Origin of the sequence: Xanthomonas campestris pv. asclepiadis (assembly GCF_020784175.1) — a bacterium.
Taxonomy (GTDB): Bacteria; Pseudomonadota; Gammaproteobacteria; order Xanthomonadales; family Xanthomonadaceae; genus Xanthomonas; species Xanthomonas campestris_D.
In genome coordinates this window covers 1-19,151 of sequence record NZ_JAJGQM010000059.1, presented here as the reverse complement: position 1 = coordinate 19,151, position 19,151 = coordinate 1, and the positions used below count along the sequence as shown (strand labels likewise).

17 protein-coding genes and 1 pseudogene are annotated in these 19,151 nt (G+C 66.0%); 3 read left to right on the top strand and 15 right to left on the bottom strand.

The genetic code is table 11. The annotated features are described in order from the left end of the window. Positions 1-76: 76 nt before the first annotated feature. Positions 77-805 carry a type III pantothenate kinase gene (locus tag LL972_RS19255; protein WP_228328951.1) on the bottom strand — a complete coding sequence of 243 codons (729 nt, stop codon included), beginning with the start codon at positions 803-805 and terminating at the stop codon, positions 77-79. Further along, positions 802-1,806, bottom strand: a complete 1,005-nt coding sequence (birA, locus tag LL972_RS19250) for a bifunctional biotin--[acetyl-CoA-carboxylase] ligase/biotin operon repressor BirA (RefSeq protein WP_266104703.1) — start codon at positions 1,804-1,806, stop codon at positions 802-804. Before birA ends, LL972_RS19255 begins: the two co-directional genes overlap by 4 nt. Positions 1,807-1,856: 50 nt before the next feature. On the opposite strand from birA, the gene LL972_RS19245 reads away from it, so the two are divergent. Further along, positions 1,857-2,171, top strand: a complete 315-nt coding sequence (locus LL972_RS19245) for a hypothetical protein (RefSeq protein WP_228328949.1) — start codon at positions 1,857-1,859, stop codon at positions 2,169-2,171. Between the two features lie 8 nt (positions 2,172-2,179). Next, positions 2,180-2,935 carry a zinc-dependent peptidase gene (locus tag LL972_RS19240; RefSeq protein ID WP_228328948.1) on the top strand — a complete coding sequence of 252 codons (756 nt, stop codon included), beginning with the start codon at positions 2,180-2,182 and terminating at the stop codon, positions 2,933-2,935. A 149-nt stretch (positions 2,936-3,084) separates the two neighbouring features. Here LL972_RS19240 and LL972_RS19235 read toward each other — a convergent pair. From LL972_RS19235 to aroE, 13 genes and pseudogenes are all read right to left on the bottom strand, one after another. Then, a pseudogene (locus LL972_RS19235) lies at positions 3,085-4,273 on the bottom strand (DUF1501 domain-containing protein). Positions 4,274-4,373: 100 nt separating this feature from the next. Then, on the bottom strand, positions 4,374-5,963 hold the full coding sequence (locus tag LL972_RS19230) for a DUF1800 domain-containing protein (protein ID WP_429002200.1): 1,590 nt from the start codon (positions 5,961-5,963) through the stop codon (positions 4,374-4,376). Between the two features lie 123 nt (positions 5,964-6,086). Then, entirely contained in the window at positions 6,087-7,457 is a 1,371-nt protein-coding gene (locus LL972_RS19225; RefSeq protein ID WP_024939071.1) for an ATP-binding protein, read from the bottom strand. A gap of 74 nt (positions 7,458-7,531) precedes the next feature. Continuing rightward, on the bottom strand, positions 7,532-8,215 hold the full coding sequence (locus LL972_RS19220; protein WP_002808458.1) for a response regulator transcription factor: 684 nt from the start codon (positions 8,213-8,215) through the stop codon (positions 7,532-7,534). A 71-nt stretch (positions 8,216-8,286) separates the two neighbouring features. Continuing rightward, positions 8,287-8,676 carry a hypothetical protein gene (locus LL972_RS19215; RefSeq protein ID WP_323134233.1) on the bottom strand — a complete coding sequence of 130 codons (390 nt, stop codon included), beginning with the start codon at positions 8,674-8,676 and terminating at the stop codon, positions 8,287-8,289. A gap of 252 nt (positions 8,677-8,928) precedes the next feature. Beyond that, complete coding sequence (dusA, locus tag LL972_RS19210; protein WP_228328947.1) at positions 8,929-9,933, bottom strand: tRNA dihydrouridine(20/20a) synthase DusA; 1,005 nt, start codon at positions 9,931-9,933, stop codon at positions 8,929-8,931. A gap of 451 nt (positions 9,934-10,384) precedes the next feature. After that, positions 10,385-10,609, bottom strand: coding sequence for a hypothetical protein (locus LL972_RS19205; protein WP_016902784.1), 225 nt, complete (start codon positions 10,607-10,609; stop codon positions 10,385-10,387). An 856-nt stretch (positions 10,610-11,465) separates the two neighbouring features. After that, entirely contained in the window at positions 11,466-12,041 is a 576-nt protein-coding gene (locus tag LL972_RS19200) for an ankyrin repeat domain-containing protein (RefSeq protein WP_228328946.1), read from the bottom strand. 58 nt (positions 12,042-12,099) lie between these two features. Continuing rightward, on the bottom strand, positions 12,100-13,605 hold the full coding sequence (gene katB, locus LL972_RS19195) for a catalase KatB (protein ID WP_228328945.1): 1,506 nt from the start codon (positions 13,603-13,605) through the stop codon (positions 12,100-12,102). Positions 13,606-14,132: 527 nt separating this feature from the next. Further along, a complete protein-coding gene (dinG, locus tag LL972_RS19190; protein ID WP_228328944.1) occupies positions 14,133-16,268 on the bottom strand; it encodes an ATP-dependent DNA helicase DinG in 2,136 nt (711 codons plus the stop codon). 253 nt (positions 16,269-16,521) lie between these two features. Next, on the bottom strand, positions 16,522-16,758 hold the full coding sequence (locus LL972_RS19185) for a hypothetical protein (RefSeq protein ID WP_228328943.1): 237 nt from the start codon (positions 16,756-16,758) through the stop codon (positions 16,522-16,524). Further along, on the bottom strand, positions 16,755-17,129 hold the full coding sequence (locus LL972_RS19180; protein WP_228328942.1) for a hypothetical protein: 375 nt from the start codon (positions 17,127-17,129) through the stop codon (positions 16,755-16,757). Before LL972_RS19180 ends, LL972_RS19185 begins: the two co-directional genes overlap by 4 nt. Next, positions 17,119-17,970 (bottom strand): shikimate dehydrogenase, encoded by an 852-nt coding sequence (gene aroE, locus LL972_RS19175; protein WP_228328941.1) that lies wholly within the window; start codon positions 17,968-17,970, stop codon positions 17,119-17,121. The genes LL972_RS19180 and aroE overlap by 11 nt, the downstream gene beginning before the upstream one ends. 52 nt (positions 17,971-18,022) lie before the next feature. On the opposite strand from aroE, the gene LL972_RS19170 reads away from it, so the two are divergent. After that, on the top strand, positions 18,023-18,904 hold the full coding sequence (locus tag LL972_RS19170; RefSeq protein WP_228328940.1) for a TolB family protein: 882 nt from the start codon (positions 18,023-18,025) through the stop codon (positions 18,902-18,904). The last annotated feature ends 247 nt before the right edge of the window (positions 18,905-19,151 follow it).

The following is a 19,151-nucleotide window of genomic DNA, read 5'->3' as shown; positions in this document are numbered from 1 at the left end:
GTGTACGAGCGCGGCCGACCGATTCCGTCTCCCGGCCGCACCCACCGCGTGGCCGTGCGAACGCGTGGCTCGCCGTTCAAGGCGCAGACGCGGATCTCGCCCAGGTCGCCAGCCCGTCCAGCACCAGCGCAGCGCGGAAGCTGGCATCGGGCAGCAACGGCAGCAACGGCGGCGCACCGCCCCCGTGCACCAGCAGCCGCACCGGCACGCCCAGACTGCGTTGCGCGTGCTGCAGGCTGCGCTCGATCAGCGCCACCGCGGCGCCATCGCAGCCGGAGGTCAATGCGTCGTCGGTGTCGTCGGCCAGCTCGACATAGGTCCCGCCACTGGCCGGCAACTGCACAGCGCGCGCATGCAGCGCCTCGCGCATGGTGGTCGGCGAGGCGGCGATGCGGCCGCCGTGGTGCTGCCCATCGGCGCCGAGTACATCGATGGTCAACGCGGTGCCCACGCCGGCCACCAGCACCGGTGCGTCGCGGCGTGCGCCCAGCAGCGCCAGGAAGCGATCGACCCCGAAGCGGCTTGGGTCTGCGTAGGCGATGCGGATGCCGGCGCATTCGGCCACGGTCCGCACGATGCGCACCTGTTCGAAACGCTCGCGCAGGCAGCCGAGCATGCGCTGCGTCAACGCCGGCGCGGCCACGCTGGCCACGTGCGCAATGCGCCCGGTGGGCAGCGCCGCCAATGCGGCCGCATCCATCGCCTCGGCACCGTGCGGCCAGGCCTGCACATCGCCTGCGCGGTCGCCCTGCAGCGGTGCGTACTTGAACCGCGAATTCCCCAGGTCGAACAGCCACTCGCTCATGCAGGTCTCACGCTCACTTCTCCGGAGTGGAACAGCCGCACCGTCTCGCCCAGTTGCACCCGCAACGCGCCGTCGGCTGCCAGGCCAAGCGCAATGCCGTGATGCCGGGTGCCGGCCTCTTCGACCTGCACCGCGCGGCCGCGCAAGACGTCCAGGGCCGCATAGCGGCTCAGGAACGGCGCCAGCCCCTGCGCCTCGAACAGCGCCAGCGCCGGCAGCAACGCGGATATCACCGCAGCCACCACGGTCGCGCGCGACACCGCGCAGCCGGCCAGCGTATCCAGATCCACCCATGGTTGGTCGATCGCAGCGGCGGCGGCGGCCGGCATATGCACGTTCAAACCCAGCCCGATCACCGCGCGCGCGTTGCCGGCCATTTCGCCGCCGCCTTCGATCAGCAGGCCGCCCAGCTTGCGCTCGCGCGCCAGCAGATCGTTGGGCCACTTCAGCCCGACATCGGCAAAGCCGCAATCACGCAAGGCCTCGGCCACCGCCACGCCCACGGCCAGGCTGAGCCCGGCCAACTGCCCCAGCCCACCGCTGAACCGGCGCGAGGCCGAGAGATAGATGTGTGCGCCCAGCGGCGAAGTCCATTGGCGTCCGCGCCGGCCACGCCCGCCGGTCTGCCGCTCGGCCAGCAGCACCGCCACGCCCTGCTCCGGCGCCGGACGCGCCAGCAAGCTGGTATTGGTGGACTCCAGCGTCCAGGCGACCTCCAGCGCAGCCAGGCCTGCCAGCGCATCGGCCGACAGCGCCGCACGAATGCGCGCCTCGTCCAGCAGGTCCAGCGGTGCCGCCAGGCGGTAGCCGTCCCCGGCCCGGCCTTCGATGTCGACCCCGGCCGCGCGCAGATGCTGGATCCGCTTCCACACCGCCGCACGGGTCAGCCCGGCATCGCGTGCCAACGCATCGCCGGATAGCCGGCCGCTCGCAAGTTTGGCCAGCAAAGCGCGGTCATCCACGGCAAGGTCCCCAAATCGATCCGCGAAAGTATGCGCCAAGCGTTCCCACCCGCCCAGCCTGGCTTGCGTGCGGGAGTGAGAAGCACGTTATGATCGGCGACTCACGCTGCTTGCCCTGGATGTGGACGATGCGCCGAATCACGGTTTGCCTGCTGTTGTTGTTGGCTCCGCTTGCCGCGCTGGCATCGGACCCGCTGGCCGATGGCGATCATGAGAGCTGCGTCAGCAGCAACTCGGCGGCACGCGGCAGGACCCCCAACAGCGACCCGGCAGCCCCGGCACGCGCTCCGGCGCACAAGCCCGCGCCAGCCACCGGCGGCGGCGGCAGCGACGGCGACGGGCTGTTCCCCCGCATGCGCACGATGCCGCGCTGGCATAGCTTCCTGCCGGGCATGTTCCGCTGATCCAGTGGTTGTTGCGCCGGCTGCGCCGGCCGCCGCTCGATATTCCTGATGCGCTATGGGTTGCGGCCAGCCGCCGCTGCGGCTGGATCGCTGCGCTCGACCTGCCCCGCCAGCACCGTCTGCGTGCCCTGACCGCGCAGTTCCTGCAGCAAAAGACCATTTCACCGCTCGGCGGGCTGCAGCTGCAGCCGCACGATTGCGTCCTGCTGGCTGCCAGCTGCTGCCTGCCGCTGCTGAACATCGGCGCGGCCGGCTGGCGTGGCTGGTCGCAACTGATCGTCTACCCGGACGCGTTCCGCGTGCAGCGCACGCATGTGGATGCGGCCGGGGTGATGCATGCCTGGGACGATACCCTGATCGGCGAGGCCTGGGAACAAGGCCCGCTGATCGTCAGCTGGGCCGACGTGCAGGCCGACCTGGACGACCCGCAGGCCGGCTTCAACGTGATCGTGCATGAGATGGCGCACAAGCTCGATGCACTCGATGGCGCCCTCGACGGCACTCCGCCGCTGCCGCGCGATGCGCAGCGCGCCTGGGCACGCGATTTCCAGCAGGCCTTCGACGCCTTCTGCCAGCGCGTCGATGCCGGCGAGGACACCGAGATCGACCCGTATGCCGCCGAAGCACCGGAAGAATTCTTCGCGGTCGTCAGCGAATACCACTTCTCCGCACCGCAGCTGCTGGCGCGCGTCATGCCGGATGTTGCTGTGCAGTTGACGCGTTTCTATGGGCCTTCGCCATTTGCGTCTTCAGCGCGGCGCTGATGGTGCGGTGACATTGCAGCAGGCATCGGGATGGCCTGATGCAATGCTGTCGTGCGTGTCGATCGCCTGTGTTGCCCACCGCACCAATGCGCGATGCCGCACAGGTCCGCACGCAGACGGACCGCCCTCATCAACGCACTGCCACGCACTCATACCAGCCCAAGATCGCGCGGCCTGGCCCCGGGAAACACCCGTTCCAGCTGCGCAGGCGACAATCCCCACAACCGACTCAACAGACCGCCGAACAGGCTGCGGTAATTGGTGAGCACTGGATAATCGCGGTTCTGCAGCAGCTGCGCCTGCGCAACGGCGACCTGCTCGCCCGCGATCCGGCCACCGCGCACGCTGCCGCCCAGCACCCAGTACGTGGTGCCGTGCCCGTGATCGGTGCCCTTGCTGCCGTTCTCGCGGAAGGTGCGGCCGAACTCGGACAGCACCACCACCACGGTGTCCTTCCATGCCGGCCCCAAGGGCGTCGGCGTATGCGGCCAGCCCTTCGCCCAGATTGCGCAGATTGTTGGCCAGGCCGCCTTCGACACTGCCCTGGTTGGCGTGCGTGTCCCAGCCGCCGACATCGACAAATCCCAGCCGATAACGCTCGCGCATCAGGCTCGCCATGCGCCGGGTTTCGTCGGCGAAGGTGCGCGCGCTGGCGGCGCCGCGACCGGCCTGCTCCATCTCTTCGCGCAGCTGCGCGGTGACCTGCTGACGCAGCGCCAGACCTTCGCGCGCGGCCGCTGCCAGCGGCGTTGCGTCGTACATCTGCGACAGGATCTGCGCCTGTCGCGCATCCATACCGCCCTTGCCGATGCCCCGCAACGACACGTTGGGCAGGTCGCCGCCGCCTTGAAACGTCAGCGGCAGCGAATCGGTGAAGGCAATCGCCGGTACTCCGCTGAGCACGCCCGACAGGCGCGCCATGAAGCCGGAACGATAATCGCGGCGCTGCGTGCCGGCCTGCCCGGATTCGATGTCGTCCTGGGTTTCGAAGTGACTGCGCGACAGATCGTCGGTGCCGGCAAACGGCACGAACGCCAGCTGCTGGCGTTGCCATAGCGGCAGCAGCGCATCGCGCATCACCGGGTTGAGCCCCCATTGCGTATCCAGCGCAATGGCACTGTTCGCATTGGCCGCATCCGGCCGCGCAATCGCCAGGGTCGGACGCGCCTGATAATAAAAATCGCTGGCATGCGGCACCAGCAGATTGTTGCTGTCGTAGCCGCCGCGCAGAAACACCACCAGCATGCGCGCGCTGTCGCGCGGCGCAGCAAACAGGCGACCGCTCCAGGGCAGACTTGCGGCCGCTGCAGAGGCAAGCAGAAATTGACGTCGTTGCATGATGCACTCCCATGGCGGTGATCGCTGGTCGAACGTTGAAACAGCGGGTGTTGAATCGGCGGGTGTTGAATCGACAGCCGTTGCCTCGGTGACCTTCGAATCAGCGATAGTTGAAGTCCGGCGATGACAGCAGAAATCCGTTCCATTCCGCAGGCGAACGCGCCTGGTTCAGTGCCTCACGCGTGCCACTGGAAAGCGACGGTGCAATCCAGCGATACGACGGACGCGTGTCGATCTGCGTCAGCGCCGGCAGTGGCGTGTCGTTATCGCCATCCAAGCGGAACAATTGCTTGGGTCCGCCACCCAACGCACGCGCCACCTCGAAACGCCGCGCCAGTTGCCCGGAGCTGGTCCATGCCTGCGATTGCAGCGACCATCCATCGGGGGTGATACGCCCGAACACCGGCTCGCCGAGTTGCTGCACCCAGCTCACCATCGGCGCGGCATTGACCACCGGCTGGCCCTCGTACGCCAGCCGCATCGCCGAGACCACGAACCGATTCGGATCCTTGAACTTGCGCGGTTGCGCCTGCGCAAATTCCGGCGCGTCCAGCATGGCCTGCATCACCTTGGCGATATCGCCATCGCTGCGTTGAAACGTGTTCGCCATGCGCTCGACCAGCGCGGCCGGCGGCGTGTCGCTGACAAAGTACTCGGCCAAACGCTGCGAAATGAAATGGGCGCATGCCGGCTGCCGCACCAGCAACTGCACCGCACGCGCGATCTCATCCAGGCCGCCGGCGGCGATGCGCTGGCCCAGCAAGGTCTTGTCGCCAGGTTGATGACGCGCAGGATTGAATTCGAACAGCCCCTTGCGCACCACCGGTGGCTGCCCCGGCGCGGCAATCGACAAGGGCGGAGCGCCCTCGGCCCTGACCGGCACCAGGCCGGCGCCGGTAAGGATCAGCGCCAGTTGCTGCACATCCTGCTGGCTGTAACCGCCGTGCACGCCCAGCGTGTGCAGTTCCATCAGTTCGCGTGCGTAATTTTCGTTGACCTTGCCCTTGGCGTTCTTGGCGTTGTCCAGGTACTCCAGCATCGCCGGGCTTTCCAGCGTCGCCATCACCAGGTCGGCGAACTTGCCGGTGGCATGTGGGCGGATCGCGTTTTCCATGTAATCGGCCGCCATCCATTTCACGCGCCCCTTGTCGGCGTACACGCTGAAATGATTGAGCCAGAACCACACCAGCTGCTCATGCACCTGTTCCGGCGCATACACCGCACGCAGCAGCTGCGCCTGACGCGCCTGGGTCAGCATCTGCCCGCCACGCGCCTGCCACGCCTTGCGCAAGGCGGTCTTTTCGTCGCCATCGGGCATGCCTTGCAGGCGGATCTTGTCGGCCTCGTACTGCGTCAGCAAGGTCAGCAAGGGCGTATGCAGCGCATCGAAGTGCTGCAGTTGGGCACGGATCGGCGCTGGCAGTGCCGCATCGTCGCTGGCCTGCAACAGCGACCTGCCGTAGCGCTTGGGGCCGAGCCGCTGCAGTTGCGCTGCGCTATCGGCATCCACACCGTAGGTGGCACGCTGCAGCCAGCGTGTCTGGGTCGGCGTCAGTGCTGGATTGGCAGCACTGCACGACATAGCGAAGACGCAACCCGCGAGAAGCCACGTCAGCTGCCATCGGTGGTGGCGGCGCGTGCCCACCGGATGTGCGCTCAGCCAGTGCATCTGTGCATTGCGCTCGAACATGCGGCTCTCCATCGCAGCGGCCTGCAACCGGCCCAGTATGGTCACGCCAACACGCAGGGGGTTAAACGGTTGTCGGAGCGCGCTGCGACGTTGACCATGGGTTCATTCCGCAACCCATGCCGGTCACAGTCCCGGCGGCAAGGTCACGTCGAAACGGGCGCCGCCCAGTTCCTGCGAGCGCACCACCTGCAGCTCGCCGCGGTAGGCCTTGATCAGATCTTGCACGATCGACATGCCGATGCCGTGGCCTTGCACGCGTTCGTCGCCACGCACGCCACGCTGAAGGATCTTGGCCACATCTTCCGGCGCGATACCGGGGCCATCGTCTTCCACCGACAGGATCAATCCGGCGCGACGGCTGCCAGTGGTGGGACCGGGCTGCGCGGTCAGCAGCACGCGGCTGCGCGCCCACTTGAAGCCGTTTTCCAGCAGGTTGCCCAGCAATTCCTGCAGATCGCCCGGCTCCCCATGAAAGCGCGCGTCGGGCGAAATATCGAACTCGCACAACACGCCCTTGACCGAATAGACCTTTTCCAGCCCGCGCACGATTTCTTCGGCGGTCGACTCGATCGGCAAAGGTGCGGCAAACAGCTTGTGGCCGCTGGAGGCCGCGCGTGCGAGCTGGTAGGACACCAGGTCGTTCATGCGGCGCAGCTGCACGTCCATTTCCTCGTGCAGATCGCGCTCGGACTGGCCGCTATCGAGCTGGGTGCGCAACACCGCGATCGGCGTCTTGAGGCTGTGTGCCAGATCGGCCAGCGTATTGCGCTGGCGGTCCAGATTGTCGCGCTCACTCTCGATGAAGGCGTTGATGCTTTCGGTCAGCGGCTCCAGCTCGCGCGGATGCTGCTCGCTCATGCGCTGGATCTCGCCGCGCTGCACCTTGGTCAACTCGTTGATGACCCGCCGCAGCGGACGCAGGCTCCATTGCAGGATGAAGGCCTGCAGCACCAGCAGCACCACGCCGGCACTGCCGAGATAGAACCACACCGCGCCACGGAACACGCGCAGCTGCGCGCCCATCGAGCGCGCGTCTTCCATCACGTAGATGGTGTACGGAATCTCGCCGCCGTGTTCGCGCTCGACGTAGCTCACACCCAGGCCGTAGCGGTACAACTGGCCGACGCTGCCGTCGATCTGGGTCATCTCCAGCGGGCCGATGAATTCTTCCTGGCGCGGCTCGAGCATGCGCCCGTGCGGAATGTTCGGCCCCTCGGCCGACATCGAGGTCCAGCTTTCATCCGGGCGCACGACTTCCACGTACAGCCCGCCGCCGGGCACATCGAAACGCGGATCCGGTGGCTGGCCGCCGATGTACAGCGAGCCGTCGCGGACGAAATCGATATTGGCTGCGTACGCAGAGGCGTAGTTCTTCAGCCGCTCGCGCAGATTCTTTTCAGCGGTGTCGGCGAACGCCACGTCCAGCGCATAACCCGCCAGCGCCAGGAAAGCCACCAGACTGAGGCTGGCGGCCAGCAGCTGGCGGGCCTGCAGGGAGCGCGGCCGCCAGCGTCTATACCACTTGGAGCGGCCCGGCACCTGATCTTCCTGTTTGCCGACGCGCGGACTCAGCCTTCGGTACGCGGAATGGCGAAACGGTAGCCGCGGCCACGCACGGTCTCGATCGGCTTGAGCTCACCATCGGGATCGAGCTTCTTGCGCAGGCGGCCGATGAAAACTTCTAGCACGTTCGAATCGCGATCGAAATCCTGCTGGTAGATGTGCTCGGTCAGATCGGCCTTGGAGACCAGTTCGCCGGCATGCATCATCAGGTATTCGAGCACCTTGTACTCGTAACTGGTCAGATCCACGTTGGCGCCATTGACGCTGACCGTCTGCGCTGCCAGATCCAGGGCAACCGGGCCGCATTCCAGGGTCGGCTTGCTCCAGCCCGCAGCGCGTCGCAGCAGCGCATTGACGCGCGCCAGCAACTCTTCCACATGGAACGGCTTGACCAGGTAATCGTCGGCACCCTGCTTGAGGCCTTCGACCTTGTCCTGCCAGCTCGAACGCGCGGTCAGGATCAGCACCGGGAATTTCTTGCCCTCGTCGCGCAGCGCCTTGATCAGCTCCATGCCTGACATCTTGGGCAAGCCGAGGTCGATGATGCCGACATCGAACGGGACTTCGCGGCCCATGTACAGACCTTCTTCGCCGTCTTGTGCAGCGTCGACAGCAAAGCCTTCACGCTTCAGGCGCGCGGCAAGTGTCTCGCGCAGCGGAGCTTCGTCTTCGACCAAAAGGATACGCATGCACTCTCCCTAGTTACGTTGTCGGCCAATGGCCGGGGAATTTATAAGGCTGAACGCAGAACTATCTACGTCTAGTGGTTATCGTCGCGTGGTGGCGCACCTGGCTGAGCCTGGCTGCGCGGCGGCGTGGCCTGCATCTGCTCCGACTCGTACACGGTATGCACGCGGCCATCCTTCATGTACTTGATCCGGTTGAGATTGCCCCCGTCGAACGGCACACGCTCGGCGCTGAGAATCTGTCCACCGGTGGACCGCTGCACCTGCCGGATGGTGTCCGAGAGCGTGCGCCCGTTGCCGCGCGCGGACGGCGGCAACGCTTCGCGCCCTGCATGCGACATCGGATACCCCTGTCCCCATGCCAACGGCGCTGCCATGGCGACCCCGAGGGCAACCAGGACAACATAGCGGGCGCGGCAGAAGGGCTGGGTCACAATGAATCCTAGCGGGTTGTTCAGGAACATTCAAAATTCGTGAAGACGGCCACCGAGTACCGCATGGTCGAACCCGAGAATAGACCCAAATTCTTGATTTTTCGGGGTGAATCCCATCTGAACTTTTTAGCTTTGTGTTAACGCCGTTCAGTGAAATGAATCCGGGACGCACATGGAAGGACTTCAGCATCGGATTTTTTCGTCGCCGTACCTGACAGGCGGCTCCCTGCCAAATCCAGACATCGGGTATGCCGGTTCAGGTAATGCAAGCAGTAGGCCAGTTCAGGCCACCACGCGCCAGCCCTGGGTGTCAGTGCGCTGCAAGGCCTGCTCGACCAGATCCCAAGCGGCACCAGGCCGGTGTGCGCCCTCGCTCAGGACCTGCCGGAACGCGCGTCCACCCGGCTGGCCATGGAACAGCCCCAGCACGTGCCGGGTCATATGCTTCAGCGCCAGGCCGCGTTCCAGTTGGGACTCGACGTAGGGCCGCAAGGCGCGCAGCAATCCGTCGCGCGGCTGCTCCGCGCGCTGGTTCAGGGCCGCATCCAGGCGATGCAGCACGTAGGGGTCGTGGTAGGCGGCGCGGCCGAGCATGACGCCGTCGGTCTGTTGCAAATGCTCAATGGCGGTCTCCACCGCCGCAATGCCGCCATTGAGGACCAGCGGCAACGCGGGGCGCTCCTGCTTGAGGCGATACGCCCAGTCGTAACGCAGCGGCGGCACTTCGCGGTTTTCCTTGGGCGACAGGCCTTTGAGCCACGCGTTGCGGGCATGCACCACCACCATGGCTGCGCCGGCTGCGACCACCTGATCGACGAAGCTGGCGAACACCGCGTAGTCGTCGTCATCGTCCACGCCGAGGCGGCATTTGACCGTGACCGGCAGCGAGGTCGCCGCACACATGGCGGCGACACAGTCGGCAACCAGCGCCGGCTCGCGCATCAGGCAGGCACCGAAGCGCCCGGCCTGCACCCGATCGGACGGGCAGCCGCAATTGAGGTTGATCTCGTCATAGCCCCATTCCTGCGCGATCGCTGCGGCCTGCGCAAGCAGCGTCGGCTCGCTACCGCCCAGTTGCAGCGCCACAGGATGTTCGACCGGATCGAAGCCGATCAACCGCGCGCGATCGCCATGGATCACCGCATTGGCGTGCACCATCTCGGTATATAGCCGCGCCGAAGGTGCCAGCAGGCGATGGAAGACCCGGCAATGGCGGTCGGTCCAGTCCATCATCGGAGCAACGGACAGGCGCAGGGAGGCGGCGTAGCGATCGGCGGAAGCGGTCATCGACATGTGGCCGCAGCAAGCAGCCATCGGAATGCGGAGCAGGATCAACAGCTTACACGGGCGTCGATGAATCTGCCGCAGCGCGGCATGGCGTCCTGCAAGGCAGCCCTGCCGGAACCCGCTGGTCGATAGCCGGTTCACTGCGCCATGTGATCGACCCGTACGGGTTGGCGAATTTCGGCATGACGCGCGTTGATGAAGCCCGCTGGTAACGCGTTTCGGCGTCCAGCTTCGCGACTATCTCTGCCATCGGAAGAGACGAAAAATCGCGGTGGCGCTGCGGTCGTTGCCCTCGCTCGCCAGGTGCGCGCGTTATCGGGCGGCATCGCTGCAGGATGTGCAGTGCGTATGCGTTCGCCATGTCGAGCGAACGCGGTGCATCGTCAGTGACGATCGGAGCTTGTGTCGTCCAGTGCTGGCGTCTTGCACTGCGCCTGGACAGGATCTGCAGTTACGGGTTGCGGAAGCCCACACGCTCTTCGGCACTCAGCGGCTTGCCGAGCGCATGGTACGAAGCGACCAGAGTGATCAGGGCAGTGCCCAGCACGGTGTAGAAGCTCCACGACGTGGCCAGCACGTGTACCTGACCGAACACCAGGGCGACCACGGCAGTGGCGGTGCACAGCACCATGGCCAGCAGGGACATCAGGAAAGGGATGGAGGGATCGAGCTTCATGGTCCGGGGGTTCCAGTGTGCGATAGCGGAAGCATCGGCGTTCGCAGCGCTTTCTTGAACTGTTTTTTGCGGTTTTTCCAAACAAATTTCAGGCAAGTCAGCGCGCGCTCAGACTTATGTCAAAGCCTTGGCGCACAAAGGTTTTCACGTCAGGAGACTCCTGACGCAATGGTGGAAAAATCACCACCACCGCCAGAGATCCAACGCGCCTGCGGCAGAAAACCGGCGGAGGCGGTGGCTGCACTTTTTGGCGGGTCATGGAGACAAATTGAGCAGGTCGGCGAGCCACTAGCCGATCCGGGAGCGACGATTCACTGCGCTCGGTGCACGATGGCTGACCTCCGAACCTGGCGGGGGCGATGGCTGCGCTTCTCGGCAGGTGCTGAAGGCAGATTGAGTAAGTCGACGCGCGACCAGCCGATCTAAGAGCGAGGATGCGGTGCGCTCGGTGCGCAATGGCTGACCTTCGAACCACGTCGGTGGTCATAGCACCGGTGGCGTCAGCGCGCGCGATGGGGTGCTGCAAGCGAGGCCGCCAAGGCTCCGGATATCGAGGTGCAGGACTCAGGCGATGGCGATCAGCGACTCATCCGACGGCCACCGGGACGGAGCTGCCGTCGCAACCACCGACAGCGCTTCGAAGACGGCCGAGCGCTAGGTGTGCAATCCGCTCGGCTGCGGCCTGCAGGCGACTGGCCTGTGCACCAGGTGCATTGCGGCACGGCACGCTGCAGCAAGCATCGCCGTTGGCTCACGCCGGCATCGGCCGCATGGCGCCTGTGCAAGCTTGCTGACGCCTGGCACCACGCACGCTTGGCATCACGCACGCCTGCCCCGCCACGCATGACAGGCGCGCTCAGCGCGCCGGGGTCGTCGCGAACTCGCCGCGTTGCAGCCTGGTCACATCATTGCCCTGCCCATCCTTGAGGCTGAGATCCGCGCCCTTGGCGGCCAGGTCCTTGAGCACGTCGGTCCGCTGGAACAGCGCTGCATACATCGCCGCGGTCTGCCCGGCATTGTTGCGCTGGTCCGGCGCGCAGTCGGCCTGCATCAGCCGCTTGGCGATGCCCAGCTCGCCCTTGAAGATCGCGCCCATCAGCGCAGTGTTGCCGCGCTTGTCCTGCGCGCAGGGGTCGGCGCCGGCGCTGAGCAACTGCTCCACTGCCGGGCGCTGGCCGTGATAGGCGGCCAGGATCAGGGCGGTGTAGCCCTTCTCGTCGCGGGTGTTGAGGTCGTAGTGCGAGCGAATGAACTCGGCGAGCATGTCCTGCCGCCCTTCACGTGCCGCGTCGAAGAAGTACTCGCGCAACTGCAGCTTGATCTGCGCCGGGTCGGCGGCGGCGGTCGTGGCGCTGGTGGAGGCAGCTGTGGGCGAGGCAGCGTTGGCAGCCACAGACAGGGTGCCAAGCATCAGAAACAGCAAGGTGCGCATATGGCTCTCCCGATAGCGAAAACGGCACCGCGGCACAGGCCGCGATGCCGTGGGCGGATCAGTCCTGCAGGCTGGAAGCCAGCTGCTTGACCCGGGCCAGGTCGCCCTTGGCGACACGGGTCACGCCGGTGCCGTACTCGGGGTCGGCCTTGTACAGGAACGACAGCAGGATGTGCTTGCTCTCGGTATCGGTGTTGGCCAGCGACTCGCCGAAACTCTGCACCAGATCGGCGCGATCCTTTTTGCTGTAGGACCGATACAACTCACCGGCCTGCTTGAAGTTCTGCTCGCGGGTGATCTTGGCCTGCTGGGTGGTGCCCGACAGCGGCAACGCGCTGTAACGCGCGGCAGTGTCCTGCGGACGCGGCTCCAGACGGCTCGGCTCGTAATTCACGCCGCTGGTGGTGTGGCCGTGATTGGCCTCGCCATCCTGGTTGCCGTTGTTGACCGCCACACGCGGACGATTCACCGGCAGGCTCAAACCATTGGTGCCGACGCGATACAGCTGGGTATCGGCGTAGGAGAAGATACGGCCCTGCAGCAGACGATCTTCGGACGGCTCGATACCCGGCACCAGGTTGGCCGGCGCCATCGCAACCTGCTCGGTTTCCTGGAAGAAGTTGTCGACGTTCTTGTTCAACACCATCTGGCCGACCTTCTGCTCCGGCACGTCCGGCCAGATCTTGGTGGCATCCAGCGGATCGAAATCGAACTTGGCCAGGTCTTCCGGCTTGAGCACCTGTACGTACAGGTCCCACTTCGGGAAGTCGCCCTTCTTGATCGCACCGACCAGGTCGTTGGTCAGGTGGCTGTAGTCCTTGGCCTGGACGGCGGCAACCTGCTTGGGATCGAGGTTTTTGATGCCCTGCAGCGTCTTCCAGTGGAACTTGACGTAATGCACTTCGCCCTGGGCATTGACCAGCTTGTAGGCATGCACGCCGTTGCCATCCATGAAGCGATAGCCGGCCGGGGTGCCTTCGTTGGAGTACAGCAGCGTCAGCGTGCGGGTGCTTTCGGGCACGTGCGAGAAGAAATCGAAGCGGCGCGAATCGTCGTCCAGGTTGGTGCGCGGGTCCGGCTTGAACGCGTGGACCATGTCGGGGAACTTGATCGCATCGCGGATGAAGAAGGTCGGGAAGTTGTTGCCGACCAGATCCCAGTTGCCTTCGCTGGTATAGAACTTGGTGGCGAAGCCGTGCGGGTCGCGCAACGTCTCCGGCGAATGGTTGCCGTGCACCACCGAGGAGAAGCGCACGAACACCGGGGTCTTTTCGCCGGCACTGAACACCTTGGCCTTGGTCAGGCTGGACAGATCGGCGGTGGCGGTGAACTCGCCTTTGACGCCGGTGCCGCGTGCATGCACCACGCGCTCGGGGATGCGCTCGCGATCGAAGCGCTGCAGCTTCTGGATCAATTGCACATCCTGCAGCAGGGTCGGGCCATTGGCTCCGGCGGTCTGCGAATTCTGGTTGTCACCGACCTTGGCGCCGTTGTCGCGGGTCAGGACAGATTGGGCAAAGACCGGCGGGGCGATCAGCGTCGGGGCTAGCAGGGCTAGCACCATGAGGGATCCAGGGCGCATGGCGTCAGCTCGTTTGAGGGAGCTGAATCATGGCCACCGGACCGAAGCGTGAGAAGTCGTTAGTTATGATCGCTGCGATAGGCGAACATGATGATGACTGCGTTGCGTGATATGGATCGCTAAATGACTAGGCCATGGCTTGCAAATATCTGCTCTGCATCCTTGCCTTATCGATAGACCGCCTTCGTCACGCATGACGAAAGTGCGGTGAGATCCAACTGGATGTTGCGGTGCAAGGTTGGCAACGTCCGAGGTGACTGCTCAAACGTCTTCGTCAAAAGCACGGTTCTTCGTCATGCCTGACGTTCTGAGCAGGCATCCATTGCGCCTTGCATCTGCAGATACCGCTGCAGCTACAGCAATCGGTGCCATCGTGGCACTGCGCTCATCGGTGTGCGAGCGGCGGACGCAATGCGTTGATCATGCAGCGTTGCCGGCGCAGGGACGATGCTTGCGTACCCGCCAATGGCTGCATCGATGCAGACACGCACCGATGCAGCAGTGATCGATCAACGCCCGATCACCCGCTTGAACGGCGGCAACGCGTCAATGATGCGTTTGCCATAGCGGCGCGTGAGCAGGCGCGAGTCGAGGATGATCACGCGGCCGTGGTCACTGGAGCTGCGGATCAAGCGGCCTGCAAACTGCGTGAGCGTGCGCAGCGCGTGCGGGATGGCGATCAGGTTGAAGGCATTGTGGCCGCGGCTTTCCAGCCATTCGCTCAAGGTCGAGGTCTGCGGGTCGGTCGGCACTGCGAACGGTACCTGGGTGATGACCACGGTGGTGCAGGCATCGCCGGGCAGGTCCAGGCCTTCGCCGAAGGAGTTCAAACCGAACAGGACCGAGCCCTCGCCGGCGGCAATGCGGCGCATGTGTTCGGTGATCAGCTGCGACTTGTTGCCCTCGCCTTGCACCAGCACGCGGTTGCGCTGCGCCAGCGGCATCAGGTCGGCGACCTTTTCCATCTTCCAGCGCGAGGTGAACAGCACGATGCTGCCCTTGGCGGTCCAGTCGAGTTCGCGCACCAGATAACGCGCGACTTCCTTCGGGTGGCCTTCGCGGTCGTCGGGGGTAACCGGGAAATTGGGCACGATCAACTCGGCCTGGTTGGGCAGGTCGAATGGTGAGGCCAGCGAGGCCATCTCGGCGTGATCGGGCAGGCCGTTGTCGATGGCGAACGATTGGAAATCGCCGCCGCCGGTGAGCGTGGCCGAGGTCATCACCACCGAATCGACTTCGTTCCAGATCATCGTGCGCAGCACCTGCGCAGCCGACACCGGCGAGCAATGGCAGATCAGATCGCCATCGCGCGAGAGGGTGATCCAGCGCGCCATCGGCGGCTGGCCTTCCTTGTCTTCGCGCCGCCAGCCGCTCCACAGATTGTGTTGCTGCTCGGCCATCTCCAGGGCCAGGCCGAGGCTGCGCTGCAGGCGTTCACGCGCCGCATCGTCCTGCTTGCCCTTGGCGATCGCACTGTGTGCGGCATGCACCCAGTTGAACAGCGCGCGGGTTTCTTCGCCGAGTTCTTCGATCGCCGGGCCCCACTGCGGCGGCAGCTTGCCGTTGGCCGCACGCCACAACGGATCGCGCTCGCCGGGCTCGGGCTTCCACACGCGTTCGACCTCGCCATGGAAGGCCTTGAGCAGTTTGGACACGCGCGCGGCCACCTCGATCGCCTCGCTGGGCAGCAGGTTGCCGAGCTTGTCCTTGTCCACGGCGCGGTAGGCGGCGGCGATGAGGATCTGCAACCGGCCGGTGCGCTTGGCCATCTCGTCCAGCGGCAGGCTGGCCGCGCCCTGGTCGATCGCCACGCCGGCGATGTGGTGGCCTTCGTCGAGCACCAGCAGCATGTCGGCGGGCGGGGCGATCAATGGCTGGCCATTCTCGGCATCGCCCAGCGACAGCGACGACAGCAGCAGTGCATGGTTGGTGACCACGATCTGCGCTTCGCGCACATCGGTACGCGCCTTCAGCACCGGGCATTGCGCGGCATAGCTGCAGCGGCGACCGGCACAGCCGGAGGCCGGCGTGGTGATGCGCAGGCGCAGCGGTACCGAGATCTGTTCGGGCGCATCGTCCAGATCGCCGTTCCAGCTGCGCTCGGCGTAGGCCTTGGCCAGGCGCTTGGCCAGATCCGCGTCGGCCGGGCTGAGCGGGCGGTCGTAGAGCACCTGTTCGTCGTCGAACATGCCTTCCTGGCTGGTTTCGCCCTGCAGCTCGGCGGCGTTGCGCGTGCACAGGTAGCGGGTGCGGCCCTTGGCCAGCGCGACCGTGGCTTCCAGGCCGGTGGCCTTGAGGAAGGCCGGGATGTCGCGCTCCACCAGCTGCGATTGCAGCGCCACGGTGCCGGTGCTGATGACCAGCTTTTTCTTGGTGGCCAGCGCGATCGGCACGCCGGCGGTGAGATAGCCCAGGCTCTTGCCGACGCCGGTAGGCGCCTCGGCAATGCCGATGCCACCGGAGGTGGCCAGCGCGCGCGAGACCAGGCCGATCATCTGGCTCTGCGCCCGCCGCGTGGCAAAGCCGGGCGTGTTGGCCTGCAGCTTGGCGTAAGCCTCGCGGATGCCGGCCTTGATCGGGTCGGTCAGAACACGCTGGGTGGGAACGGGCGCCGATGGCGCGGCCGGTGAGGCAACTTCATTCATCGGGCTATTTTCGCACGGACCGGCGCAGCGCCTGCGACCGGCACGGCGCTCGGCTGAACGTGTTTGCTGGCGCGGGGCGGCGCCACCGCCACACTGTTCCCGGGTGCGCACGCTGCACGGCCACCGCATGCGTCGGATCCGATCAGCGCCGGCGGCCACTGGCTACAAGTTCTGACGGGAAGGGTCGCGCAATGGATGCCGACCGAATCACCCTGCGCCGCCTGCAACGAGCAGGCAGCGCAGCTTCACGTTGTCAGCGGCCTTGCGTCCGCCGCGGCCATGCATGGCGCGCCCAGACCAGTCCGATGACCACCATTGCGACGCCCATCAGCAACATGCCGGCGCCCACGCCAGTGGGCCCGAAGCGTTCGTACAGCAGGCCGCCGCGATTGACCGCGGCCAGCGCCTGCGGATGCAGCAGCGTCCACCCGCCCTGCCCGGCACTGACCAGCCCGATCACCACCAGCGCGATGGCTTTGAGCGGAATCATGGGCGCGGGCCGGCGGCGGGCGGCATCCGTTGCAGGCTGCCTGCCAGCGTCCACACCAGCACGCCGATGCCCACACCTTGCACCGCCATCAGCACGAAGTGGGCGATGCTGACCACCATGCTGATCTGACGCACATTGCCCTGCTGCAGCAACAGCATCGGAATCGCCTGGAAGGCAACCTCGGCAAACAGGCAGCCCAGCAGCAGCCAGAGCGCGGCCAGCCCGGCACGCCGCAACGGGCTTTGCGGCGCACGCCACAGCAGAACCAGCCCGAGCAGCAGCGCGATCAGCATCGGCACGCGCGACAGCAGGCTGGTGACCAGGGTCAGCAGGATATCGGTGGCAGTGACGCTGCCCACCTCAGTCGGCACTGACCAGCACGGCCTCGCGCGCGCGCAACGCGGCGTAGACCGGGTCGGTCTCCGGGCGCACGCCATGCCACAGCGCGAAACTCTCGGCGGCCTGCTCCACCAGCATGCCCAGGCCATCGACGGCGTAGCGGCATTGCGCCGCACGTGCCCAGGCCAGGAAGGCAATGGCGGTGGCGCCGTAATTGAGATCGACCGCCGCGGTGAGGCTGTTGACCAGACCCAGCGGCATGGCGAACGCGCCGGCGTCGCGATCACGCCCGGCCGCGGTGGCGTTGACGATCAGTTCGAAGTCGCCCAGGTCGCGCAGGTCTTCGATGTAGCGCGAGACCACCCGCCCCGGTTCGCCGAGCGCATCGCACAAGGCATCGGCGCGCTCGGGCGAGCGGTTCACCACCACCATTTCGGTGATGCCCGCTTCCAGCAGCGCCGGCGCCACGCCGCGCGCGGCACCGCCGGCACCCAGCAGCAGCACGCGGCGACCGCGCAGATCCAGCCCGTGGCGGTCGGTGAGATCGCGCACCAGGCCGGCGCCATCGGTGTTGTCGCCCTGCCACTGGCCGTCGTTGCGCACCAGCGTATTGACCGCACCGGCCAGACGCGCGCGATCGCTCAGGCTGGCCGACAACGCACAGGCGGCCTCCTTCAGCGGCAGGGTCACGTTCGCGCCCTTGCCGCCTTCGTCAGCGAAGCGCCCCAGCGCGGCAGCGAATGCTTCCGGGGGTGCGTCGATGGCGGTGTAGTCCAGCGCGATGCCGGTCTGCTTCCCGAAGTCGGCATGGATGGCCGGCGACAGCGAATGGGCGACGGGGTGACCGAACACGGCATAACGGGATACGGGCATGAAACGCTCTCTGGTTGACTAGACTGTGCGCGACTTGAGGCAGGAACACCGCATGCAACTTCGATGGACACTGCTCGCGCTGGCGGCAAGTTTACTCTGCGTCCCGGCCGCATCGGGGCTGGCCGAATTCGGCATTGAAGGCATGGGCGTGGTCTCCACGCCGGCCAACGAGGCGCGCGCCGCGCTGAGTCCGGATGGGCAACGCATCGTCTGGGCCAGCGACCGCGCCGGCGGTACCGGCGGCTGGGATCTGTGGCAGGCCCGGTTGAGCGGTGGGCGTTGGCAGAACGCAGAAGTGCTGCCGATCAACACCGTGCAGGACGAGACCTCCCCGTTGTTCAGTGCCGACGGCCGCTGGCTGCTGTTTGCCTCCACCCTGCCTGGCGGTGCCGGAGGCGCCGACCTGTATCGCGCGCCGGTGGATGCGCAGGGCCGGATCGGTGCGGTGCAATCGCTGGGCGCGGCGATCAACAGCCGCGGCGACGAGCGTTCCCCGACACTGTCGCTGGACGGCACGCGCCTGTTGTTTGCCAGCGACGGCCACGGCGGCGCCGGCGGCATGGACCTGTTCGTGGCGCGCTGGGACGGGCAGGCCTTTGCTGCGCCGGTGGCGCTGAGCGACATCAACAGCGCTGCCGACGAGCTGGATGCGGCCTGGCTCGGCGATGGACGGGGGCTGATATGGGCACGCGGCCAGCAAAATGGTCCCAGCCAGTTATTGCTGGCGACCTGCAGCAACGGCCATTACACCGTGGGCCAGGCAGTGCCGCTGTCGTTCAACGGGCCGCAGGAACGCACCTTCGGTGCGGTGGTGGATGCGGCCAAGCCAGGCGAGTTGCTGGTGACCGGCAGCGCGCGCGCACCGCGTGCGGGGCAGTTGGACATCTATCGGATGAAGGCGCCGGCGGTGGATGGAGATACGAGCTGCCGTTGAGGGTGCGTGGATGCGCAGACTCTTGCCAGGGGCTGCCTGGGATACGACTTCACGCCAAGCTTTTGCAGAGCGGATGATCTGGGTCACGCTCCAGAGCGCTGATATGCGGTGTGACTGTAGGGCTGCTGATCTGAGGCTTGGCTGCAGGGCTACTGATCTGAGGTTTGGTCGCAGGGCCCTTGCCCGCCCACCATCGCAGGACACGCCGCAAGTACGTCCCTGTAGCAACTGTGTTGTTGGAGGGGGT

Coding starts and splice junctions, on each gene's coding strand:
- LL972_RS19245 (WP_228328949.1), top strand. CDS start 1,857: ATGATCGGCGACTCACGCTGCTTGCCCTGGATGTGGACGATGCGCCGA.
- dinG (WP_228328944.1), bottom strand. CDS start 16,268: ATGAATGAAGTTGCCTCACCGGCCGCGCCATCGGCGCCCGTTCCCACC.
- dusA (WP_228328947.1), bottom strand. CDS start 9,933: ATGACCGCTTCCGCCGATCGCTACGCCGCCTCCCTGCGCCTGTCCGTT.
- LL972_RS19215 (WP_323134233.1), bottom strand. CDS start 8,676: ATGTTCCTGAACAACCCGCTAGGATTCATTGTGACCCAGCCCTTCTGC.
- katB (WP_228328945.1), bottom strand. CDS start 13,605: ATGGTGCTAGCCCTGCTAGCCCCGACGCTGATCGCCCCGCCGGTCTTT.
- aroE (WP_228328941.1), bottom strand. CDS start 17,970: ATGCCCGTATCCCGTTATGCCGTGTTCGGTCACCCCGTCGCCCATTCG.
- LL972_RS19255 (WP_228328951.1), bottom strand. CDS start 805: ATGAGCGAGTGGCTGTTCGACCTGGGGAATTCGCGGTTCAAGTACGCA.
- LL972_RS19230 (WP_429002200.1), bottom strand. CDS start 5,963: ATGTTCGAGCGCAATGCACAGATGCACTGGCTGAGCGCACATCCGGTG.
- LL972_RS19205 (WP_016902784.1), bottom strand. CDS start 10,609: ATGAAGCTCGATCCCTCCATCCCTTTCCTGATGTCCCTGCTGGCCATG.
- LL972_RS19200 (WP_228328946.1), bottom strand. CDS start 12,041: ATGCGCACCTTGCTGTTTCTGATGCTTGGCACCCTGTCTGTGGCTGCC.
- LL972_RS19170 (WP_228328940.1), top strand. CDS start 18,023: ATGCAACTTCGATGGACACTGCTCGCGCTGGCGGCAAGTTTACTCTGC.
- LL972_RS19185 (WP_228328943.1), bottom strand. CDS start 16,758: ATGATTCCGCTCAAAGCCATCGCGCTGGTGGTGATCGGGCTGGTCAGT.
- LL972_RS19220 (WP_002808458.1), bottom strand. CDS start 8,215: ATGCGTATCCTTTTGGTCGAAGACGAAGCTCCGCTGCGCGAGACACTT.